Origin of the sequence: Flavobacterium lipolyticum (genome assembly GCF_020905335.1) — a bacterium.
Lineage (GTDB): Bacteria > Bacteroidota > Bacteroidia > Flavobacteriales > Flavobacteriaceae > Flavobacterium > Flavobacterium lipolyticum.
The window spans coordinates 2,965,306-2,989,044 of record NZ_JAJJMN010000001.1; the positions used below are offsets into that span (position 1 = coordinate 2,965,306).

Annotated in this window: 13 protein-coding genes; 6 read left to right on the forward strand and 7 right to left on the reverse strand. The window is 36.6% G+C overall.

The window, feature by feature from the left end:
• Nucleotides 1-85: 85 nt before the first annotated feature.
• A complete protein-coding gene (locus LNQ34_RS12980; RefSeq protein ID WP_230000065.1) occupies nt 86-2,476 on the reverse strand; it encodes an outer membrane beta-barrel family protein in 2,391 nt (796 codons plus the stop codon).
• Nucleotides 2,477-2,614: 138 nt separating this feature from the next.
• Here LNQ34_RS12980 and LNQ34_RS12985 point away from each other — a divergent pair, with 138 nt between their 5' ends.
• From LNQ34_RS12985 to LNQ34_RS13010, 6 genes are all read left to right on the forward strand, one after another.
• Entirely contained in the window at nt 2,615-3,637 is a 1,023-nt protein-coding gene (locus tag LNQ34_RS12985; protein WP_230000066.1) for a sensor histidine kinase, read from the forward strand.
• Nucleotides 3,634-4,323: a LytR/AlgR family response regulator transcription factor gene (locus LNQ34_RS12990; RefSeq protein WP_202702169.1), complete on the forward strand. Its 690-nt coding sequence runs from the start codon at nt 3,634-3,636 to the stop codon at nt 4,321-4,323. Before LNQ34_RS12985 ends, LNQ34_RS12990 begins: the two co-directional genes overlap by 4 nt.
• A gap of 504 nt (nt 4,324-4,827) precedes the next feature.
• Nucleotides 4,828-7,917 (forward strand): SusC/RagA family TonB-linked outer membrane protein, encoded by a 3,090-nt coding sequence (locus LNQ34_RS12995; protein WP_230000067.1) that lies wholly within the window; start codon nt 4,828-4,830, stop codon nt 7,915-7,917.
• Between the two features lie 98 nt (nt 7,918-8,015).
• Nucleotides 8,016-9,416: a RagB/SusD family nutrient uptake outer membrane protein gene (locus LNQ34_RS13000; RefSeq protein ID WP_230000068.1), complete on the forward strand. Its 1,401-nt coding sequence runs from the start codon at nt 8,016-8,018 to the stop codon at nt 9,414-9,416.
• Between the two features lie 87 nt (nt 9,417-9,503).
• On the forward strand, nt 9,504-10,760 hold the full coding sequence (locus LNQ34_RS13005) for an amidohydrolase family protein (RefSeq protein WP_230000069.1): 1,257 nt from the start codon (nt 9,504-9,506) through the stop codon (nt 10,758-10,760).
• A gap of 55 nt (nt 10,761-10,815) precedes the next feature.
• Complete coding sequence (locus LNQ34_RS13010) at nt 10,816-11,847, forward strand: TlpA family protein disulfide reductase (protein ID WP_202702174.1); 1,032 nt, start codon at nt 10,816-10,818, stop codon at nt 11,845-11,847.
• Between the two features lie 17 nt (nt 11,848-11,864).
• Here LNQ34_RS13010 and LNQ34_RS13015 read toward each other — a convergent pair whose 3' ends face one another.
• The 6 genes from LNQ34_RS13015 to LNQ34_RS13040 are packed head-to-tail and all read right to left on the reverse strand — an operon-like array spanning nt 11,865 to nt 23,664.
• Nucleotides 11,865-13,169, reverse strand: coding sequence for an ATP-binding protein (locus tag LNQ34_RS13015; protein WP_230000070.1), 1,305 nt, complete (start codon nt 13,167-13,169; stop codon nt 11,865-11,867).
• Between the two features lie 53 nt (nt 13,170-13,222).
• The gene (locus tag LNQ34_RS13020; protein ID WP_230000071.1) at nt 13,223-14,449 is read right to left on the reverse strand and encodes a hypothetical protein; all 1,227 of its coding nucleotides are present in this window, start codon (nt 14,447-14,449) and stop codon (nt 13,223-13,225) included.
• Nucleotides 14,450-14,451: 2 nt separating this feature from the next.
• On the reverse strand, nt 14,452-18,672 hold the full coding sequence (locus tag LNQ34_RS13025) for an eCIS core domain-containing protein (protein ID WP_230000072.1): 4,221 nt from the start codon (nt 18,670-18,672) through the stop codon (nt 14,452-14,454).
• Nucleotides 18,673-18,701: 29 nt separating this feature from the next.
• Nucleotides 18,702-19,862, reverse strand: coding sequence for a hypothetical protein (locus LNQ34_RS13030; protein ID WP_230000073.1), 1,161 nt, complete (start codon nt 19,860-19,862; stop codon nt 18,702-18,704).
• Between the two features lie 21 nt (nt 19,863-19,883).
• On the reverse strand, nt 19,884-22,130 hold the full coding sequence (locus LNQ34_RS13035; protein ID WP_230000074.1) for an eCIS core domain-containing protein: 2,247 nt from the start codon (nt 22,128-22,130) through the stop codon (nt 19,884-19,886).
• A 25-nt stretch (nt 22,131-22,155) separates the two neighbouring features.
• On the reverse strand, nt 22,156-23,664 hold the full coding sequence (locus LNQ34_RS13040; protein ID WP_230000075.1) for an eCIS core domain-containing protein: 1,509 nt from the start codon (nt 23,662-23,664) through the stop codon (nt 22,156-22,158).
• Nucleotides 23,665-23,739: the final 75 nt, after the last annotated feature.

Sequence of the window (23,739 nt, forward strand, 5' to 3'; positions counted from 1 at the left end):
GAAAGAGTAATCTGTTAACCGGAATTCAAACTAATATACAAAGCCTCAGAGAAATCCGAAGCTTTGTATGAAGATCTAAACACATTTAGTTGGCTCTGCTTCTTTCTTCCTCATTTCCAAAATCACGTTGTTTGGATTTGATGTTTTGATTACCAAATTTATAACTCAATGAAATTCTGAAACCTCTCGTGTCCGAATAACTTTTTACATTGGTTTTAATATGGTTGGAATCATAGGAAATCAATGGTTTTTGTGCGTTCAGTAAATCTTCGCCAATGATGGTAACCGAAAGATTTTTGTTGAAAGTTAACAGCTTAACAGAGATGTCAAGAATATTTAAAGTCGAAATATTAAAGATCTGATAACGACCAGGAAGCTGTAAACCATAGTTTAAGCCAAGAAATAAGGTTTTATTAGTGTTTATCGTAAAATCATTATTGCTGTAAAGGTATCCGTTATAACCATCGATGGACTGAATAAAAGCAGTTTTTGATTTTACATTCTGATAGTTTAAATTGAATCCGGTAAAGCTGTTCCACCACGACCATTTGTTGAAATTATAAGAGGTCGAAAGTCCAATTTGGTAAGTATTAGCATAGTTTAAAGGCGTGTTTCTGGTAACATTCGTATTCGGATCGATGATCGATAATTCCTGTCCAAAATCGGAAACCTGAGAAAAGTAAACAGAGTTTACCCATTTTTGATTTCGGATAAACGAGAACTCAAAATTATCAATCAATGAAGGCTTTAAGTACGGATTACCTTCGGAATAATAATAAGGACTTGTTTTAATGACAAAAGGATTCAAATAATCAAAATCAGGTCTGCGGATTCTTCTGCTGTAGTTTAAGGAAAAAGAATTGTTTTCGTTTGGTACATAAGTCAGATAAGCTGTTGGAAATAATTTGATGTAATTGTTGGTGTTCGTTTGATTCAAATTTTCAGAGTAACCTTTGGTTTGTGTTGCTTCGATTCGTAGACCAATTTGAGTTTCCCATTTTGAATTTATTTTTTTACTTCCGGAGAAATACAAAGCCTGATTGTATTCTTTATAATTGAAAACATTGGATTGATTGGTGTTGAAGACGGGAGTTCCGGTTTCGTTATCGTACACGATCAGATTGTTGTTTGTATTGGTGTGGAAAGTTTTCGCTCCAAAACTAAGATTTGCCCAATCGTACGGTAAAGTAACGTCAATATTGGCCGAGTAATTTTTGATTGCATTGACATTTGAATTTGTCGAAGAAAAGTAACCTCCGGGGATATTATTTTTACTGCTGTCCAGTTCATTCCCTGAAAAGAAACGATAATCTTTCTTGTTGTAATCGAAATAATCCAAGTCCATCGAAATATTTTTTCCTAAACTGTCTAATACAATCGAATTATGAAAGTTAACGGCATTCATTTTCGGGTTATTTTTCGCATTCGCATTCGAAGCGATATAGGAATTCGCCGTTCCGTTTGCATTATCATAAATAGTGGTAAAAGGATTGTTTGTATTTACTTTATCCGTAAAACTGCCAAGGTATTTAAGTCCGGTACTCCATTTTTCGGTTACTTTATAATCAAGACCAAGGCCTAAACTTAAAACATCGGCTGTTGATCTGTTTTGAACGTCCTGTTTCCAGGTTTCGTCTTTGTAGAAAATAGAACTTTCAGAAGTAGTCAGTAATTTTTGTTTCCCTTTGCTTGCAGTGGCCTGTACCGAAAGGTTATCGTGATTGTACGTAAAAAGTCCGTTCACGTTTCCGCCTGCGTATGTTTTTTGCGTGTAGGATGTTCCAAGATTAGCATTCCATGAGTTTGCTTTTGCCGTTTTCAATTTAATATTAATAAGACCGCTATTGCCTTCCGCATCATATTTTGCAGGCGGAGTTGTAACTACTTCAATACTTTTAATATTATCAGAGGGAATTGATTTCAGAAATGCCGCCAGATCTTCCTGAGGCATTCTTTGCAAACGATCGTCAATCATTACTAAAATTTCTCCTTTACCTACAATCGAAACAACCTCGTTTTGAACCCTTACGGTAGGCGTCGCTTTTAAAGCATCTAAAGCGGTTCCTCCGGTGGCTGTTACAGAATTTTCGACGTTAAAAACAAGGCGGTCTACTTTTTGTTCAATCAGTTTTTTTCTTGATTTCAGCGTTACCCCTTCCAGCTGTACCGATTCTTTAATTTCAGTGATACCCAGATCTGTATCGTGATCAATTGTAATTTCGCGGTTCATATATTCTGTGCCAAATTGTTCCAATATCAAACGGTAATTTCCTTTTGGTACTTTCAGAACAAAACTCCCCAAACTGTCGGTTGAAGCCTGAGCAATTAAAGTTTTTTGAGAATTGAACAAACTGCCGATGATAAATTCAACAGCTGATTTATTTTGATTGATTACTTTTCCTTTAAGTTCGTATTGCTGAGCAAAAGAATACGTTTGAAATAAAAAGGCAAGTACTAAAAGGCTACTATTTTTCATGGTTTTTAGATTAATTACGCTGCAAAACTGCGCCGAAAAAATGCCTAAAACTACTTTTATCGACAAACCCCCGGGATTAATCTACAAACCCTGTTTTGGACTTTTTTATGAATGCATATCTTTGAAAAAAACAAAAAGATGTATAAAGGAACATTATCAAAAAAAGTAGAAGTATTCATTCACATTATATATTGGCTTTTGATGGGGTATTTCACCTTTGTTAAAAATCTAATCCAGGCCAAAAACTACACCCCGGATCTGTTCCTGTCTACGTATATGATTGTGTTTGTACTAACCTTCTATTTTCATTATTTTGTGGTGATGAAATTGGTTTTTAAATCCTTTCAATGGAAAAGATTTTTTGCAGGAGTATTGGTTTCGTACTTGTTTTTTACGGCCTTACGATGGCTGTTGGAGCAGGAGATAAGTCAAGTTTTATTCCATAGAATCAATTACACCAATCCCACCTTTTTTAATTATATGGAAGATAACCTGCACTACAGCAGTATGTCAGTCATTTTAAGTTCACTGCTTTGGTTTGTGATTTATTTTATCCGTTTGCTCGAGTACAATCAGGTTATTTTGGAAGAAAGCAAAAACACCGAAATAAAATTTCTGAAAGCGCAAATCAATCCGCATTTTATCTTTAATACCCTGAACAATATCTATTCGATGGTGTATTTTCAATCCGACAAATCGTTGATGGCCATCGAAAAATTAAGTCAGATCATGCGTTTTACCACTTATGAATCTCAAAAAGAAAAGATAAAACTGGCAGATGAAATCGATTATATTAAAGCCTATATTGAGCTCGAACAATTGAGGCATCAGGACAGTGCTTTTATTGATTTCAGAATTGAAACTCAAAATATTTCCGAAGAAATTCCGCCTTATATTTTGTCTCCGTTAATTGAAAATGCTTTGAAACATGGCATAACATCCAATGAAAAGCCAATTTTAATTGAGTTACGTTTAGAAGATAAGAAGCTTAATTTTAAAGTAGTCAATGATATTGCCGTGCAAAAGAAAGACAAGCTGGGAGGCATTGGATTAAGTAATTTGAAAATGAGACTGGAAATTCATTATCCGGAGAAACATCAAATAAAAGTAGTCAATCAAAACAACCAGTTTACAGCTGAACTTGAAATAGAATTAAAATGAAAAAAATAAATTGTATCATATTAGACGACGAACCTTTTGCAGTAAAATTAATGGCAGACTATGCTTCTAAAGTGCCGAGATTAAATGTTTTATATGCTGATTCAGATGTTTTTAAAGCCATTGAGATACTGAACAATGAGACTGTCGATTTAGTCTTTATCGACATTCAGATGCCACAATTAACGGGGATTGAATTGATGCAGATGTTCAATCAGAAGCACAATTTCATCATCACTTCTGCGTATCCGGATTATGCTTTAGATGTTTTTCAGTTTCATGTTATAGATTATTTACTCAAGCCAATTGTTTTTAATCGTTTTTATCAGAGTGTAGAGAAATTTATCCGTTGGCAGGAAACCATGCAAAACCAGCAAACCGATGATTTTCTGTTTGTAAAAGCTGATCGAAAGCATCATAAAATAGCCACCGAAAATATTCTTTACATTGAAGGACTTAAAGACTACATCAGGATTCATACCAAAGGCGAAAAAATTATGGTTTTGGAAAACATGAAAGATATTCTCGAAAAACTTCCCCTAAATCAATTTGTTCGCATTCATCGTTCGTACATTATTCCAAAAAACAAAATAAAAGTGATCGAAGGCAATCAGATACAATTGACTGGCGGTGAACAACTCCCTATTGGTGAAACTTACCGAAAACTGGTGAGTGACTGGCTGAGTTAAGTGTTTAAAAATTGTAGTTGATTTATTGGATACAAATCGATTGCCCTTACTAAATTAATTTCAAGACCTGTGAATCAAATTCACAGGTTTTTTTTATGTTTTTATTTGCGAAAACACACCGATTATTTCTTAAAACACACCAGTTATTGCTTTTGAAATTAATCTTGAATTCGATCCTATATATTTGGTACAATTACGAAGAGAAAAGTCATAAAAACAAAATCTTTGTACGTCATCAATCTTTATTCTTTGTAACGAATAGAAATTGTTGCACAACACCCTGAAATACCACTTTAGCAGGGAACTATTTCCCATTTTTTTGTTGATACATTAGAAACTAAGATGCAATTTATTTACAGTATCTGTTCGAATTGTATAATGGCATTTGCTATTTAAATACCACAACTTTTGTATCAAGATAATAAGAAGAAAGAACTTAAATGCTTCTTTTATTCTTATACGATCAATTTCCCTGACTAACCAAAATCATTAATTGTATATAGTATGAAGAAAATGACTATGATGAAAGCCCGAACGGCATCTCTATTTTATTTAAAACGGACTTTGAAGGTCAAACTAACCGCATTTTTAATTATTGCTTCAATATGTGATGCTCAATCCGAAAACTACGATCGAAATACTAAAATTTCGAAAGAGCTTCCCCTTTATGGCCTTATGGGAAAAAGTACAGACCAAAAGAAGGTTGAGGGTGTCGTAAAAGACAATAAAGGCATGCCTTTGACCGGAGTGACAGTTTCAGTCAACGGTAGTAAACAGGGAACAGTTACTAATTTTGACGGTAAATATGAAATTGCTGTAAATGAAGGTGATGTAGTAAGTTTTAGTTTTGTAGGTTTCGAAACTAAAACTATTAAGATTACCAATCAGGTTTTACTTAATGTTACTCTAGAACCCAGTACTAATAAACTGGACGAGCTTGTTCTGGTAGGGTATGGAAAGATGTCCCGGGATAAAATTACCGGTGCTGTAACAAAATTGGATACCAAAGTATTAAAGAATACACAAAATGTATCTTTTGCAGATGCGTTGATTGGAGTTGTTCCCGGGTTATTTGTACAGGAAAATTTTGCCTCTCCGGATGCACCGCCTTCTATTTTATTAAGAGGTATTGGCTCGATAAGCGCCAGTACAGACCCTCTGATTGTTGTTGATGGTGTTCAGATGCCCAGATCAGGATTGGGGGCTTTTGCCTTAAATGCTGCAGACATACAGGAAATTAGTGTTTTAAAAGATGCGGCATCAACCTCGATTTACGGATCTAAAGGAACCAATGGAGTCATAATGATCACTACAAAAAGAGGAAATAGGAATAACAGGCTGCAGGTTACTTTTAATACCAGACTTGGAGTGAAAACAGCAGATCAATCATTCACCAACGACTTGATGACTGGTTCTCAGAAATTAGACTTTGAAGAATCACTGGGTTTTTATAAAACAAATCCGGCATTACTTCAAAGCAGAAGGGCATTAGGCAAAAATGTAAATTGGGCAGATTTGCTTTTAAAGAATGAAGTAAATAGGGAAAATGATATTTCTTTCTCCGGAGGTTCCGATAAAGCGAATTATTATACTTCTGTAACGTATAATAAGGTCGATAATATTTTTGGGGGTGATTATACAAGATATACGGCAAGCACTCGAATCGATTTTGATTTGGGTCGTAAATTAAAAGTTGGATTTTCAGGAAATTTTGGAAATGTAAAGGACGTGAATAAACGTACCGTAGGTTCTCCTTTTTCAAATGCATTTATGTTAAACCCATGGTTGAGTTTTCTTGATAATAAAGGAAATCCGTTAAGGCTTTTGGATGTTGGCAGTGCTGCGGGAGTTCCATACAATCCATTATTTGTAAGAGATAATACAATTGTAAATTCCAATCGAAAAAATATTGGAGGAAGTGTAAATTTGACTTATACACCTTTCAAATGGTTAAGTTTGAATGGAGTTTTAGGAGCTAATTATAATAACTCAAAGGGTAGTACTTTTGAGAAAGTACTTGTAAAAGGCGGAACACTAACCAGTTCTAGTGGTGATAACAATAACTATACAGCTACGCTAACAGCTACTATAGCAAAGAAATTTGAAAAACATAGTTTTGACTTAGTATTGGGTAATGAAGTTAATGAATATGAAACCAACAGTCTTTCTGTACTGGCTAATACTTTTAATTCTGATGCTATACAAATCATAAGCGCCGCAAAAACGATCACTTCAGCTACAGAACAAAAATCACAGGCGGGTTCGTTGTCGTATTTTTCACGACTAAATTATAACTTTGATAATACTTATAACCTGTCATTATCCTTTAGAAGAGATGGTTCCTCCCGTTTTGGAGCGAATAACAAATATGCCAATTTCTGGTCAGTTGGTACATCCTGGAATGCTTATAAAAATTTATTTAAAGAGAATAAAATCGTAAGTTCTTTAAAATTCCGTGCCAGTATTGGTACTTCAGGAAATGACTTTATTGGAGATTTTGCTTCCCAATCCTTATATAGTTACTCTAGTCTATACGTTTATGCAGGTAGCACCGTGCCATATCTGTCACGCGGAGAAAACCCAAATTTAACCTGGGAGAAGAATTATAATAAGAACTTCGGTATTGATTACGGATTGTTTAATAATCGTATTTCCGGAACTGTTGATTATTATATCAGAGATACCAGAGATCTATTAAACAATAAGCCAGTTCCGTTAACTTCAGGTTTTAAAGAGTTAATCTCTAATATCGGAAACTTTAGAAATGAGGGGGTTGAGATTAGTCTTCATACTGTAAATTTAAAAGGCAAAGATTTTAACTGGACCACTGATTTTAATATTGCTTTGAATAAGGGAACAGTTTTGGCCTTGTCCGACAAGAAAGATATTATTAACAATGCGGGATCTACCGTATTCCAGGAAGGAAGTGCTATACGATCTTTTTATATTGCAGATTGGGCTGGTGTTAATCCGGTCACAGGTTTTAATCAGTACAGAACTCAGGATGGAACGCTAGTGGATTACAATACCAATAAAACGACAACCAACCTAACAGCAATTACTAACTTGAGACAGGTTAGCAACAAAACTGCTATGCCTAAATATTATGGAGGTTTAACCAATACGTTCAGATACAAACAACTTGACCTGTCAGTCTTGATATCTTATGCTGGCGGACATTATGTTTTGAATGAAGGAATCTATAATTTATATAACAATCCGGCTTACAATCAAAGTACAGCTGTGCTTAATGCTTGGAAAAATTCCGGAGATCAGTCAAATATAGCTGTAAGACAAGTGAATACAGTTACCCCTACAGCATTCCTAGAGTCGGACTACAAAAATTCTACTCAATTTTTAGAGAATGCGAGTTACATTAAATTGAAAAACTTGGCTCTGGGATATACACTTCAAAAAAATGTTTTAGAGAAAACAGGAATCGAAAGTCTAAGAATTTATGTTCAGGGACAAAATCTTTTTACCAAAACGGCTGTAACCTATATTGATCCGGAATATGCCACTGCGGCTGGAGGCATTGGACTTTCTTCATTCATTGTGAGAGCGTATTCTCTTGGATTTAATGCTAGTTTCTAATAAAAAAGGATCACAAAATATATTGTTATAAACGTTTATCCGCTAACAATAATGATAAAAGAATTTTTATTCAACAGAAAAAAAATGAAGAACAACATATGAAGACAAATATAAAATTATTTTTTACGGCAGTGATAGTTACTTTTTTTAGCAGCTGCTCTAATGATATTATCAACAAAGAACCTCTGGATCAATTGGCTCCGGAAACACTTTTTCAGACAGAAGGCGGTTTCAGAAGTGCCTTAGACGGCGTTTATGCCGTTATGAAACAAGATTTTTACGGGTATTATTTTGGAATTTATACTATTCCGGAAGCTATTAGTGACGATCTTTTAGGTTCTGCAAATTCAAAAGATTTTTCTTTCGATAACAGTTTAGGCGCCATGTACCCGTTGGCGTACAATAGTGCAACCGGTAATGTAGAGGGATTTTGGAGAATTTCTTATCAGGCTATTAATAATGTGAATACGATTATCAAGATGGCAAGAGCAAGTTCATTACCCAATAAAGATGCTTTTTTGGGAGAAGCCTTAGGTATAAGAGCACTACTATACTATAATTTATACCGCTTTTATTCACCAGCTTATAGTATTGATAAAAAAGCATTATCGGTACCCTATCGATTTGAAACGGATAAATTATTAGATGTAAAACCCAGGAGCACTTCAGCCGAAGTGATTCAGTTTATTCAGGCCGATTTGAATGAAGCAGCAGCTTTAGCTACCAATACAGTTAACTCCTACAGAATTTCTAAGACGGCTATTTATGCATTGTCAGCCCGTGTATGTCATGAGACAGCTGATTACAAAAATGCAATTGTATACAGTAATCTGGCATTAACAGATGCGAGATATAAATTAGATAACACACTGGCTGCTTTGCAAAAGGAATGGGATAAGGACGATTCTGGTGAAATTATTTTCAGAATACGTTTTGAAAATACTGAAATGGGACAAAATGCGGCACTTTTTGCCATACCGGTTCTTTCAAGTTATCCCTATTTAGTATCGACCGATTTAATCAATCTTTACGATAAAACTAAAGATTTACGATTTACAGTATATTTTAAAAATCATCCTACCATCTCAAACAGTTATTATCCTAAAAAACAAGCAGGAACCCGAACCACAACTGCCTCGGCATCAGATCCCGGTAATATAGATTTAAAACTAATGAGAGTACCTGAACTATACTTAATATTGGCAGAATCATACTTACAGGGTAGTGACAATGCATCGGCATTAATTAACCTTAATAAATTAAGAAATGCCAGAGGTTTAGGAAATTATACAGGGACCGATCTGGGTAAAGAAATTTTAAACGAGAGAAGAAGAGAATTAGCCTTTGAAGGCTTTAGATTTACCGATCTTAAAAGACTTGGATTAGGTTTTAAAAGAGCAGACGGTACTGGTTTATTGGCGAATGCTAACCGATTTGCATTGCCTATTCCACAAACTGAAATAGATCGTTCCGGGATTGCACAAAATCCGGGATATTAATGCCGATATTTTAGGAGGAAGTAATGTTCCTATTTGAATACTACCTCCTATTCAACAGTTTTAACAATGGTATAAAATCCTTTTTAAATGAAAAAGAAACGAGTCCTTATTTTATGGTTTGTATTACTTACTACGATAGTTGGACATTCACAAAGCAAACCAACGCAAGCTAAACTAAAACCTAAATTAACCATACTAAAGAATGGATTTATTTTTGACGATAATTTTGGGCTAAAGACTGGCAGTATCATAATTGAAGACAATCAAATTATAGATTTATTGTATACGAATGATCTTAGTAAATATCCGGAAGCCACAATAATTGATATCACTAGAAAATTTGTGATGCCGGGATTAATAGATACGCACGTTCATCTGGCAACAGTTCCTAATCTCACTAGAGAAAAGAGTAATAAATACATGGAGGATCAGCTTTCTAAAATGATTTATGCCGGTATAACAACAGTTAGGGATATGACAGGAAATGCAATTATCCTTGCCGATTACAAGCAAGTGAGTGCCCTGAATCAACTGCCGGCGCCTTCCATTTTTTACGCAGCTCAGTTTGCGGGACCAGATTATTTTAATTTAGTGAGAAAGCATACTACAGAAAAAGATACTCCGTGGCAACGTACTATTACAGATACAACAAATATTAAAATAGTTGTGGCAGCAGCAAAAGGAGCAGGTGTGAGCGGAATAAAGATCTATAATGATTTAAGTGCCCGCATGATAAAAAAAATTGTAAAAGAAGCAAAAAAGCAGGGATTACAGAGCTGGAGCCATGCGGCAGTATTCCCAGCTACGCCAACCGATGTTGCCAATGCCAAAGTGAATTCGATGTCACATGCCTTTGATATAGCCTATGGCTTTTCTTCAGGGAAAATGGATCACTCAAAAAAAATACCTGCCATCGATACTATAAAAATGGACAAGTTATTACTCTTGATGAAAGCAAATAATGTGATACTGGATCCGACCAATTATCTGGCAAACAACAATAAACTTTTTGATGGGATGAAAATAACTAAAAGAGCTCACGAACTCGGTGTTAAGATATCTACAGGAACAGATTGGCCTTATTTATTCGAAAAAGACAATAGTGTCCCATTGTTCAAAGAGATAAAAATATTGACAGACAGCTGTGGTTTTACCAACAAAGATGTTCTCATAAGTGCTACGCGAATTGGGGCAGAAAGTATTGGAGTACAAGACAGAGGGAGCATAGCTATAGGCAAACGTGCAGACCTTTATGTAATCAATTCAAATCCTTTACAGAATATTGAAAATTTGAAAGATGGCTTTATGACCATTAAATCGGGGATCATTTATACGAAAGAATAATTTTCAAAAAGGTTCCAATGAATAATTATAAAATAAAGTTTAAAAGAAAAATCTAATGAAGAAATGGTATTGTTTAAGAATTATAGTTTTTATTCTTAGTATAAATTGCTTTGCACAGAAAAGCACAAAAGACTATGTACGTTTGTCCGGAAAAATTACAGATAAAAATTCAGATTCTTTGCTTGTTTTCAAGAACAGAACTAAAATTAAAAGAATTAATGTTAATAAAGACGGTTCTTTCTCTGACACTCTGAGAATAAAAGAAGGTTACTATGGACTATTTGATGGTAAAGAACAAGGTTTCTTTTATCTTAAAAATGGTTACAATCTGAAAATTACTTTTGATACCAAACAATGGGATGAAACAATGACCTTTAAAGGTGATGGTGAGATACCTAATACTTATTTATTTAAGAAAGCACTGTATACTGAAAAAGCTACTGCGGATAAGTCTATATTTAAATTAGAAAATGCAGAATTTACGGCAAAAATAGATGAAATTGTGGTAGGTTATCAAAAACTTCTTGTAAATACAAAAGGTTTGGAAGCTTCTTTTATTGCTCTTGAAAAAAAGGATCTCGAAGAATTTAAGAAAAGCTGCATGGTCAGATATAACAAAACTACCGGATTAAAAAAGCATCAGCAAGAGATTCTTCCAAAAGGAAAAGTTTCGCCAAAATTCTTTAATTACGAGAATTACGACGGTACTAAAACTTCTCTGGATGATTTTAAAGGTAAGTTTGTTTATATTGATTTATGGGCAACCTGGTGCGGACCATGTAAAAAAGAAATTCCTTTTCTTAAAACTGTTGAAAAAGAATTTCATGATCAAAATATAGCGTTTGTGAGTATTTCTACCGATCGCGTAAAAGATCACGATAAATGGAAAAAAATGGTGACTGGTCTTCAGTTAACCGGAGTACAATTGTTTGCCAATGGAGATACTTCTTTTGAGGCTGCCTACGAAGTAAATAATATTCCACGATTTATTTTAATCGATCCGCAGGGTAATATTGTGGATCCAAATGCTCCAAGACCATCTGAAGATCGATTAAAAGTAGTACTAAAAGAAGCTGGTGTTCACTAGTTTATTTTGTAAAGAGATTACATCATTTTGCCTTCTTTGACATATTCTTTTTTAATCCCTTGAAGAAGATGATGAAGATTAATATTTTCGTTTTGATCTTCTAATGTTCGCAGACAGGCATATTGAATAATGTTCACAATATTAGCACCGGTAATCTCGTATTTTTTTGAAATTTCGCTAAGGTTTACATCCTCAGCAATTTTGATTCCTTTGGGCAGGTTGTTCTCCCAAAGCTGTAAACGCTCACGGGAAGAAGGCACTTCGAATTCAATTATGGATTGAAATCTTCGGGTAAAGGCTGTATCAATATTGGTTTTAAAATTAGAGGCCAGAATAACCAGTCCGGGATGATTTTCTATACGTTGCAGCAGGTACGAAACTTCCTGATTGGCATATTTATCATGGGCATCTCTTACATTGGTTCTTTTCCCGAAAACGGCATCGGCTTCGTCAAAAAAGAGAATCCAGTCTTTATCGGCCGCTTTGTCAAAAAGAGAAGACAGGTTTTTTTCGGTTTCGCCAATGTATTTCGAGATGACCATAGACAAGTCAATTCGGTAGACATCTCTCTGTGTATATTTTCCAAGAAGTGAGGCCGTAAGGGTTTTCCCGGTTCCCGGTGCACCATAAAACATGACTCTGAAACCTGGTTTAATTGTGGCTTTCATGTTCCATTCGTGGAGCAGAATCTCATTAAATTTAAGCCAGGTTTCTATTTCTTTAATCTGATTTAAAGTCGAAGAATTGAGCACCAGATCGTTCCAGTCTAATGCGGTTTCAATTAGCTGAGCAGGGAAAATACTGCTTAGCTGAGGTTTTAGGATTTTTCCGGTGATGAATTTTTCAATGTATTCGTCTTCAAGAATCAGTAAACCACTTAGTTTAGGTTCGCCGTTTGGAACAGATTCTATTTTAATGATTCTTTTTTGATAAAGAAAGGATTGATTGTGCAGGTAATTATAGAAAGAAATCCGGGTGTCAAGATCATTTCCCGCTATTAGAAACTGAGCCGTTTCGCCTGTTGGTAAAATACCGCGGTGGTTCTTTGATTTCACCCCTCCAAATTCGGGTAATTCTCCTCCGTTGGGTAAATATTCTGCAATAATCGAACTTAAAAAATCAGGTTTGATATGATGCACAAGAGCTAATGCCAATAAGAGAGTATCTGTTTCGGTGAGGTTATTTTCAATGATAAATTCGTTGATAAACCCGTTGGAATCCAGTTGGATTAAAGCAGGTTTTCCGGTTGGGTTTTCGGCTTGAAAAAGTGTATCAAGCTGAAATTGAAATTGGGTTTTAAGAAACTGAAGTATAAGTTCCATGGTCTTTTTGTTTTGCCTATTGTTATTGAATTTATAATCGGGACTTTATTTTTTTAATTTTTAAGAAAATCTATTAGATTAAGAGTAGGAAAACAGTGTTCAATTCCCTTTAAAATATCTTTATACAAGGGATTTTTTTCAGTGTATTCATCAATAAATAGGTTTTGCCATCCGCTAATTCCTCCACAACTATATAGTTTTTCTATGAATGTTTCGAAAGAAAGGTTTATTTTTTGAGGTTCAAAAGAGGAAGAAATAATATAAAGATTAATTTTTTCATTTTCAATTGAGAAAACGGTATCTCCGGCTTCTTCAATTATTAAAGGATAAAACTTACTCAGTTTTTTTTCAAAACTTTTATCCGCATTAATGAACTTAAAGTAGTTATTATCCCAAATTCTTTCCTGAGCATGAAGAACTCCTCCAAAAATGGTTTCAAGTGGCAGCATTTGAAAATTGGCGAAGTAGGCTTCAGATTTCCAGCTGATTTCCAGGCCATTTCTTCGATAATGATACAAAACAAAATGGGAGTTTAGTTTGTCTTTTATTGCGATTTCGGCTCTTCTAATTTCAATGTTTGAGCATCCAAGGTTTTCTTTATATACTGTAATTTTATGATTTTCCGGTATTTTAAATTTAGCACCTCCAATAGAGGGAAATGATTTTGTTTTTGTGCCTGAATCACTAAAGAACGATTCAAGTATTTCAGGTTTCAACTTTGTGTTGACTAAGTAGTAAAAAAAATCGTTATTGTATTTGATAAAGTGATTGAAAACCTCCTCTGAGATGTAATTTTGCCAATGGTAAAGTCCGCCAGTCTTTATTCCCAAATTCAAGTAAGATTCTAAAGTACAATTTAATGTAACTTCATTAAGATCGGGGCTCAATCTTATGATTTCGTAGTTTTCTTTTTTTGGTTTTATGAAAGTTATAAATTTGTTAATGATGTCAACATCAAAAGGGATGTATCCTTTTTGTATGTAGGTTGAATATTCTTTAAGGTCTGTCTTCTCTACTTTTGTCAAATAATCTGACAATGTTTCTAATTTGGGAATATTAAGTTTACCAAAGCATAAAATATCAACATCAGAAAACCATGATATAAAAAGTCCATTCGCAGTTGTATAAAATGATAATAAAGAGTCATTAAGTTTTAATTCAGCAGCCAGTTTTTTCAATTTACTGCTGGTCACCGGAGGACTTAGTTTTACAGTATGAGAATGATCCTTCTTTAGCATTAAATCTGAAAGTTCTTTTATTTCAAGAAGTATATTTTCCATAGTTAGAATTTTAATACGTTAGCATTGACCATAATTGGGATGGTATTTTTTATATCATTTAACCTGGTTATAGTTTCGGGTGTTCTGCGGCCTGACGGAGTTGATGGAGCACTTACTTCAGTGGTTATAGCATTTCTAAAATCAGTAACATTACTGTATGTTCTACTTCTTATGATATCCATCACGGTGTCAGTTAGAATACTCTCAAATGATGAGCTAAGCAGTGAGTCAACCCTATATTTATCTCTTGGTTGAAGAGAGTTGTAGGCCCGCACAATTTCGCTTCTTGTACCCACTCCAATTACAGGAGGATTAACCGAATTCCAGTCAGGCAAGTCAATATTTAAACCGGCATCTACAAATTTATTTCCTAATTCCCAGCTTCTATTGACGTAATTATACTCCCAGGCTTCAAATTTTATATGTTGAGCGTAGTTATCTCTTGTGACTCTGTTACTAGCATCTTTAACGTCTAAAGATCCGCCTAAGGGAGCGCTAACATTTGTTGGAAATTCTCCGCTGTAATAACTATCTACTTCAGCAACAATTTTCACTACACCTTGTTTTGTTGGATCATTAGGGCGACTTCCAATTAAATTTTTTACAGGATCATCAAACCTGTTATCGTAAGAAGAATTGTTTGATGTTGTTCCCGGAGTTAGATTTTCAGGAACTCCAAATCCTCCAAAACCCTGATTGATAAGATGGAGTCTTTTCCAATGACCGGCACCTCTCGTCAGACCTCCGGTTTGAATGGCTTCCCAGCCTTGTACAAATGAACCTCCGGGCTCCGTACCACCCGATCTGTTTGCCGATAGTAAAGTTACCTCTGCCTTATGCGCTTTGTTGCCTTGTGGCTGATAATTATATACCGGATTTGCAGGTAAATATCGTCTGAGATTACCTCTGATATGACTCATCATCTCACTGAGTTCTCTCATTTTTGAGTTTAAATTAGGGATGACCCCACTGGTATTTGCAGCATTATTTGCCATAGTTCTTATTTCTGTAGCCAATCTGATAGCATCTCTTACGGTACTATCATTTTGGTCGACTTCATCGGAATGTAAATATTCAAAGATATCTTTAGGATCACTATGAACCATAAGCTGAATCGCATTGTGATTGTCTCTAAATCTCAGAGTGTGTCTGTCCCCATCCGTCTCATCAAAAGGTCTTTCTATTTGTAGTATTTCTCCTTTTACAGCATTAGTTTCTCCATTCACCTCTCCATTTTCTTCTTCACCAACTCCTCTTATTCCTTTTACTAAAATTGGAGTGTTGTGATTGTTGATGTTTGGCATTTCCGCATCAATATTCCAATTTTCACCGTTTCTTCTTGCTGTTAAATGAGTGAAATGATGTCTGGTTCTGATAGGGTTTAATTCGGCTGTAATTTGAGCTTGTGTTAAAGGATGGTTTTCGGATGTTGTAGCCAAGGCTCGTAATGCTTGTAATCCATCACCCCAATGTGCCAGAACTTCGGGTGTTGGTGGGTTTGGCGGAGCATCTGCACCTGGTGGTGTTCCGGTTGTTCCGGCATTAGGATTTCCAGTTGAGTCTGTGACCTGAGGAGTCGCACTTCCTTCTCCTCCGGCTGCTCCTTCCTGAAATTCTGCCGGGTGCTCTGCATCTGTAGATTGGGCAGGAGGGACGTGGTCATTCATCAAATCGGTCATGAATTTATCGGAGTTAAAATCAACAGGTGCAAATTCAACTTCAGGTAATTCGTCAGAGCCTAAAACGTAATCTACATCAGCGCCAATACCAAACTCTCCCGGCAAAGGATATTCTAATTCCCCTAAAGGCCAGGTCCATTTATCATCTGGCGCAGGAGACCACCACGGACTGTCTAGTTCGACAAACAGATCACCACCTAATGCTAAGAAAGGCTGTGCAGCCATTTCGGCATGCCCGTGTATGTAAAACTCTCCTTGTCTTCCGGCTTCAGGAGATGCCGTTTCTCTGTAACCTATCGTTGGGGTGGCATCAACATACCCTCTAATTCCGGCTAATGCATTAACACCAACACCTACTTTTATATCATGACCCAGTAATTCAACACCTAATCCTCCTTCTGCTCGCAGTCGCAGTCCTGCAAACATTGACATATTGAAAGAGGCGGAAAGACTAAAATCATTAAATACTGCCGGATCTGTAGAATAAGTTCCCACTGCCCTGATGTTATAAATCTTTGCAGGACCTATTTTCGCCAGAGCTTCTAAGCCAATATTAGCAAATAAGAAGACGTTACCGACCAATGGAACTCCATACATGGTACGGACCTCAACAGTAAAAATTTCTCTTATATAATCTCGTTGGGCAAATAATTCTACTTCTGCAGGCGGCGTTATTTCTCCATGAATAGTGACATGGCCTTCATTATCAATAATAACCATAGCTCTGCCTGTCATCCATTCGGTAAAGCTAAAATCGACTTCACCCCAGCCTGCCATAGCTCTGGGGCCTGGCGTTGGTCCACTGTTTGCTTCAGGAATTCCGTTTGTTTCCCTCGCACTTTCATCAATTTGGGAAGGATCGAGCTGGCTTAAAGCCGCATTTCTGGCTGTTGCTGCATCGGTCACCAGCAAAGTAACCTGACCACTTATTTTTTCGGTTTGATACCCTACAGTACCTCTGATGTCAAAAGTTCCATTTAAAAAAGCAGCGTGAATACTACCGTTAAAATTGGCCATATTTACAGCCAAATCAATTTCGCCGGTTATGTTTCCTTCGGCATTACGCTCAATTGTGATTTGAGTTGGACTTAGGTTAGGAACTTCAATACTTCCACTGGCTCTGAATGTGATAGCCTCACCCTGAATTCCAAAGTCAAGAGTTGCATTTACAAATCCTCCCAATTGAACAGGAATTCCATTTGCTGTTAAGGTCAGATTTCCGCCTTCAATGCTGTTTTGCACGTTTGGAACACTTGTAACGTCAATTCCAACCCAGCCAAAAGCTTCGCTATTGTCTTTAATGGCATTAATAAGTCCGGCCGGATTTCCAACTAACCGATCTCCTGTTTTTACTGTAATATAGCCATTTATAGTATTGTTTTCTATTTGAATGGCTAAAACCGGGGTAATATTTATACTTGTAAGCGGACTTAAATAACTAATATTAAGATTTATGCTTTGTCTATTGTCTTTTGTATTGTAGGTACCGTCTGTATTTTTTTTCATTTTGATTACACCTGATGCCCATTGACCAAAGGTTACATTAACCTCAGCGCCTCTGTTTCCCGCTGCCTCAATCTGAGTAGCAATTGCTTCCGGTGGTGTAAATGTTGGTGTCTGTAAAGAAATACGTTCACTGCTGGCTGATGCAGTAGTAACCGGAGTTGCAGCAGTTGGCGTTTTCTGAATCATTTTAGGCTGGACGGCACTGGCGCCTTGCTGTAAGGTGTGTGTCAATTCGTGTGCTAAAAGATGCTTTCCGGCTGTTGAATTTGTATTGTATTTGCCTTCGTTAAAGTAAATGTCATTTCCACTCGCAAATGCCTGTGAACCCAATTCTTTGTTCATTTGAACGGCATTTGAATCGTTGTGGACTTTTACCTTGCCAAAGTCGGCTCCGAAACCAGATTCCATCTCTGTTCTGGTGTTTTTAGAAAGCGGAGAACCACCACCTTTGCTATTGTTTAAATTACTTTCCAGATTAGAATCATCGGAAGGGTTTGCATCGGTACCAGTGCTCATTTGAAGCTCTTTTTCGTCTTCTTTGGATTGGATTTCCTCTTCTTCTTTAGTTTGAACTTCTTCTTCGGCTTTCTTTTGCTGAACAATCGGTTTTGGAACAGAACTGGTTTCAGTGTTTTTAGTTGTTTCGTTTTGGGGAACTTCGGTTTTATTCTGAGGGGTTTCTTCTACAGTTGCTTTTTCAGGAACAACGGTTTCTTTTTCTTCTTTTTCTGATTTTAACTGAACAACGGGAGAGAGGTTTTCGGCTATTGATTTTTGAGGAGCGGTTTCCTCCTTTTTCTGTACCTCCTCTAATTTGTTTTGAACTATGGGTGATGGGCTGAAAAACGGTTCAGGGTTATTTTTAGTCGTTTTAGAAACTATCTGATCCGCAGCTTTGTCCGCTTCCGCTTCATATTTATCATTTGATTTGCCGATGCTGAGTTTTGCCTGTACACCAAAAAAAGAGCTGCTGCCTCGCTCATTCGTTGAGGTAGTTTGATTGGAGGAATGAGCTGATTTTTTTGCAAGAGCACCCATAATTAAGTCATATTTTACCGTTTTAAAATTTAAAAAGAACTATTGATCTCCATTAGAATAATTTCTTTAGGTCCAACCAGGGATACCAGTAGCTTATTGTAATCAGGGATATTAAAATAACGACTTTGTCCAATTTTCCATCGATAAGGCAATATGGTTTTTTCATAGACCTTTTCATCGATATGGTTTGTTTCTTGTGCCTTTTGATCTTTTTTACTGAATTCACCAAAGCTGTTCAAATGATAACCGAAGTAGGAATCTCCTTTTTCAAAAACAATGGGCAGAATGTAACTTTTAGAATCTTCGGGAACCTCCCATTCTTTGGATATGGTATTGGTTTTTAAGTAGGTTTTTTTGTTTTCGGTATAAGAAATAAATACCTCTCCATTATTTAAAACACCGGCAGACTGAAGTGCTATTTTTCTTTTCAGAACAGTTTCTTCATACCATCTGAAAGTAGTGCCTTCAAGGGTAATATATTTATTGCCCCAGAAGCCGGCGAGCTTTTCAAAGGGGCCGAAGTTTGGTGTTGTTTTCTCATTTGCAGCAATACCTTTTGTATCTAAAGAAACAATTGTACTTTTAGAATTATCGATGCAATAGAGCGCATTTTGATAAGAAACGGTATGAATACCGCCGAACCATTCAAGGACTTTGACTTTTGTATAATCACCTTCAATCAGCCAGGCATTACTGATCCCAATTACCCAAATGTCTTTGTTTTCTGAGAGGAGGATTTTCATTCCTTTTAAAGGATGCTGAATTTTGACAGTATCTTTTTTTACGATATACAGGAAGTCAGAAGTTAACTTTAGAAAATCCCCATTTGTAGTAACAGCCACATCAATGACATCAGAATCGGAATGGTAGTTAAAAGAATCATTAAGGATAGAGAAAAAATGATTGTCCCGTGTGCCATTCTCAGAAACATATCGACCAATTAATGCCTCTGAAGTTCCATACAATTCCATATATTTTCCGGGAAATGAAAGTGCAGGGTTTGGAATGTCTATACGAGAATATTCGTGCCCGTTTTTACCGATTGTAGGATACTTTGATAAAGCAGGTACGGAATCTATCGATTGTTTATAGACAATTTTAAAAGTGAGGTCGTGTTTGTTTTCCGGATTCATTTTAGAAACGTTTTGACAATTGGTAAATACTAAAATTAATAATAAAGATAGAGCCATTTTCATATTTGATTAAACAATTTACCAAGGTGGATTAGAAATTTGAATTACTCCTGAAAATACGGTAATGTCGACCCGCTGTATAAAATAATTATTATGAGGCTCCGACCATAAACTGATGACGTGAGTTCCGTCGATTGCCATTGCCACGTGTCCTGGGTAAGGGTCGCCCGAAGCAGTATAAAAAATTAACTGCCCGACTGTTGGCGTCGTACCCGGATAGGTAGGCAGACCGCTGTTCCAACCCAATTGGCTCCATATCAAAATATTTGGATCTCCGCCGGAACTAAATGCATTATTATAGAAGGTCTGAATCCAGGAAGCATTAATTCGGTTAGACAGATAAGCAGCATACATGATGCTTTCCCAGCAATTCATAGTCGCAGCAGCCGGAAGTGTTCCGGAACCGCCATTGGTTACAAAATAAGCGAAGAAATCATTGTTAGGAGGGTTTCTCCAATACATTGACCCCAATAAAAGATGAGAGAAAACGGCAACAGAAACCGGAGCTGTCAGTCTTGAATTGATTAAGCTTCTGATGCTGGTATCTGCCAATGCAGCTTGTCTGTCGCCGGGAGAGGCATTTAAGATTTCATTTCTAATGGCATCATAATCAGTACTGTGATTGAGAAGCCAGGTAAGTTTTGGAATGAAATCTGAACCTTCATAATTAATCCATTCTAATTGTGTTACAATGTCAAAATTGAGATCGGTTACAGCTTCGACCATGGTTATGTTATCACAAATCGTGCTAAAAAAATCTTTCCAGAGAGGCGTTTTTAAAGCGTCTTTTTGTGCCTGGTCTGTACTGGAGTGTATGACCCATGGTTTTATAGTAGCATAATCGAGTTCGAATCTCGTCATGAACATTTCGGCGTTCAGCCAGGTCAATTTAGTAGCTAAATCAAACTGCAGATCGTTTAACGCCTCAATTATAGTAATATTGTCGCAAACGTCTACAAAGAAATTCATACCCACATCGGTATGCACTTTTAGGGTATCTCTTTCGGTTTGGTTAGTCGTGGTGCTTGTAATCCAGGGTTTTATGTTTGAATAGTTGATTGACCAAGTGGCAGAAAAGACTTCGGCTTTAAGCCATACTAATTTTGTTATTAAATCAAATTGTAAATCGTCAAGAGCTTCAATCATATTGGCATCAGTACAAACGTCAACAAAAAAGTTTTTCCAGACATCGGTTTTTAAAACATCTCTTTGCGTTTGATCGGCAGCGGTTACCATTCCTTTAATTTCACTGTAGTCCATGAAAAATGTTCCAAAGGTAGCGGCGGCATTTACCCATTCCAGTTTTGTATTCAGAGGAGCTCCCAAATTATTAACTGCTCTGATCATTTGGGCTACATCAAGTGCTGCAGCCATTCTGGTTTTGTAACTGCTATTGCCTAAAATAGTTGCTTTTTCAGTATCGTTAAGCTGAGAACACATTGTAATGACTTCATCTTCGGGAACATTAAAACTGTCGAGCATTTCGTTTAGACTGTCTAAATTGCTTGAAGGATTCTGTTTTTGAATGTTGGGTTTATTGCCTTGCTGTATCGTGTGCGTAAGTTCGTGTGCTAACAGATGTTTTCCGTCCTGCGAATCGGGATTGTATTTTCCTTCGTTAAAATAGACGTCATTACCATTGGCAAAAGCCTGAGAGCCTAATTCTTTGTTCATTTGAACAGCATTAGAATCATTGTGGATTCTCACTTTGCTGAAATTAGCCCCAAAACCGGATTCCATTTGTTCCTGAGTGGTATTGGCCATGGGAGAACCACCGCCTTTACTGCTCTGAAGTTTGCTTTCCAGCGATGCCGTATTTGTTGGACTTGTTTCAGTTTCGGCACTTTTTTGAATTTCCTGTTCCTCTTCTTTGGTCTGAACTTCCTCTTCGGTTTTTTTCTGCTGAATCAGTGGTTTTGAAATCGGGTTTTTTTCGACTGGCTTAGGAGTTTCGGCTACAACAGTTTCAGTTTTGTTTTGAAGTGTTTCTTCCTGTTCCGTTTTTAATTGCGTAACAGGGGTACTCTGTTCTGCTAAAGATTTTTTTTGAACTACAGAAGATGGACTAAAAAAAGATTCCGATTTGGCATTTTGTTTTTGAGAAACGATTTGATCTGCTGCTTTGTCGGCTTCCACTTCATATTTGTCATTCGATTTTCCGATACTGAGCTTGGTCTGTACGCCAAAAAAATCCTCACCCTGCCTTGAATTAAAGGCGGATGGTCCGGAAGGACTGGATTTTGATTTTTGGTTAAAGGCTCCCATGTATCGTTAACGGTACTTGATTTTATTAATGTCTGTGTTTTGATCCCACACCTTTAAAAGCATTCTCTCCACAGGAAGCAGGAGTTCCAATGATCATGCTGAACTTGCCTGCTGTTGGGGCGGTGAAATTAATTGGAACGGTACCACCAATTTTGAACGAGGTTGGTCCCATTAAACTTTTCCCTGTGGAATCAATAATTTCGACGCTGTAACCCGAACAGGGGTTCTCGTTTTTATTTCTTGTGGTTGTTAATGAGATTGAAAATGATTTACAATCACCATTTGTTTCTAATGTTTCAATATGAACCGGATCTGAGGAGAAATGAAATATATTCGTTATATCGCAGGTCTTTTTGTCTTTTTTCTTTGGTGGTTTTTTCTTTTTGTCTTTACCTGGACCTGAGCCTTTTCCAACATAAATATCATCTAAACGACCAATTGTTTGTACGCCAACAACACCATCGTAGCTCAGACCATTATCGGATTGGAATTTGAATACAGCAGCTCGTGTTTCACTGCCAAAATCACCATCAGCACCGAATTTAGGAAGCTGATAACCTAAATCCATTAAACCCGATTGTACTTTTTCTACAGGCTCGCCCTTACTTCCGGTAGCGAGATAATCTAAATCATCGTGTGTTTGCTCTAATTTGTAATCTCCTTTAAAGCGAGGAGATTCTAGATCTTCAGCTGCAGTTGCAGAAGGATCGACGGATTTTTGTACGGCTCCGGTTTGCTGAATGGTATGGGTTAATTCATGTGCCAGCAAATGTTTCCCTTCGCGAGAATCCGGATTGTATTTTCCTTTGTTAAAATAGACATCGTTGCCATTGGTAAAAGCTTGTGCTCCTAATTCCTGACTCATTTGGACAGCATTCGTATCAGTGTGAATTTTTACATCGCTGAAATCCGCACCAAAACCCGATTCCATTTCTTTTCTGGTTTTTTTGTCTAAGCCGTTTCCTCCACCTTTTGAGTGGTCCAGCTTTCCTTCGAGTTCATTATTCTCAATTTCGGCATCGGGATTTTGCTCTTTCTTTTGTACGGCCTTGTCTTCTTCTTTTTGATCTTTAGACTGTACTTTTTCTTCTTTTTCACAATCAGCACATTTCTTTTGTACCGGTTTCTCTTCTTCCTTCTTATCCGATTTTTTCTGTACCGGCTTTTCCTCTTCTTTTTTATCTGATTTTTTTTGTACCGGTTTTTCTTCCTCTTTCTTATCGGATTTCTTTTGTACTGGTTTTTCCTCTTCTTTCTTATCGGATTTTTTCTGTACAGGTTCCTCTTGTTTGATTTCCTTACTCTGAACAGAAGAGATGGTCTCTGCAATTGGTTTTTGCTGTACGTTTTCTTTCGACTGCAGAAGACTTCCTCCGGACGAATTATTATTCACTACTTTATCGGCAACCCGGTCTGCCTCAACTTCAAACTGGTCACCGACTGTTCCGGTTTTCAGTTTTTTCTGGATTTTAGGTCCAAAAAAAGCGGAAGAGGAGGATTGAGCAATTGGCTTTTTATTTTCTAGCGTTCTCATCACTTCATTGTTTTATTATTTGAAATAAAAAAATATTTCTTTACCCTTTACAGGATCAATTTTCCGGAATAAAGG

Coding starts and splice junctions, on each gene's coding strand:
- LNQ34_RS13005 (WP_230000069.1), top strand. CDS start 9,504: ATGAAAAAGAAACGAGTCCTTATTTTATGGTTTGTATTACTTACTACG.
- LNQ34_RS13025 (WP_230000072.1), bottom strand. CDS start 18,672: ATGGGTGCTCTTGCAAAAAAATCAGCTCATTCCTCCAATCAAACTACC.
- LNQ34_RS13020 (WP_230000071.1), bottom strand. CDS start 14,449: ATGGAAAATATACTTCTTGAAATAAAAGAACTTTCAGATTTAATGCTA.
- LNQ34_RS12985 (WP_230000066.1), top strand. CDS start 2,615: ATGTATAAAGGAACATTATCAAAAAAAGTAGAAGTATTCATTCACATT.
- LNQ34_RS13035 (WP_230000074.1), bottom strand. CDS start 22,130: ATGGGAGCCTTTAACCAAAAATCAAAATCCAGTCCTTCCGGACCATCC.
- LNQ34_RS13000 (WP_230000068.1), top strand. CDS start 8,016: ATGAAGACAAATATAAAATTATTTTTTACGGCAGTGATAGTTACTTTT.
- LNQ34_RS13040 (WP_230000075.1), bottom strand. CDS start 23,664: ATGAGAACGCTAGAAAATAAAAAGCCAATTGCTCAATCCTCCTCTTCC.
- LNQ34_RS13010 (WP_202702174.1), top strand. CDS start 10,816: ATGAAGAAATGGTATTGTTTAAGAATTATAGTTTTTATTCTTAGTATA.
- LNQ34_RS12995 (WP_230000067.1), top strand. CDS start 4,828: ATGAAGAAAATGACTATGATGAAAGCCCGAACGGCATCTCTATTTTAT.
- LNQ34_RS13015 (WP_230000070.1), bottom strand. CDS start 13,169: ATGGAACTTATACTTCAGTTTCTTAAAACCCAATTTCAATTTCAGCTT.
- LNQ34_RS12990 (WP_202702169.1), top strand. CDS start 3,634: ATGAAAAAAATAAATTGTATCATATTAGACGACGAACCTTTTGCAGTA.
- LNQ34_RS13030 (WP_230000073.1), bottom strand. CDS start 19,862: ATGGCTCTATCTTTATTATTAATTTTAGTATTTACCAATTGTCAAAAC.
- LNQ34_RS12980 (WP_230000065.1), bottom strand. CDS start 2,476: ATGAAAAATAGTAGCCTTTTAGTACTTGCCTTTTTATTTCAAACGTAT.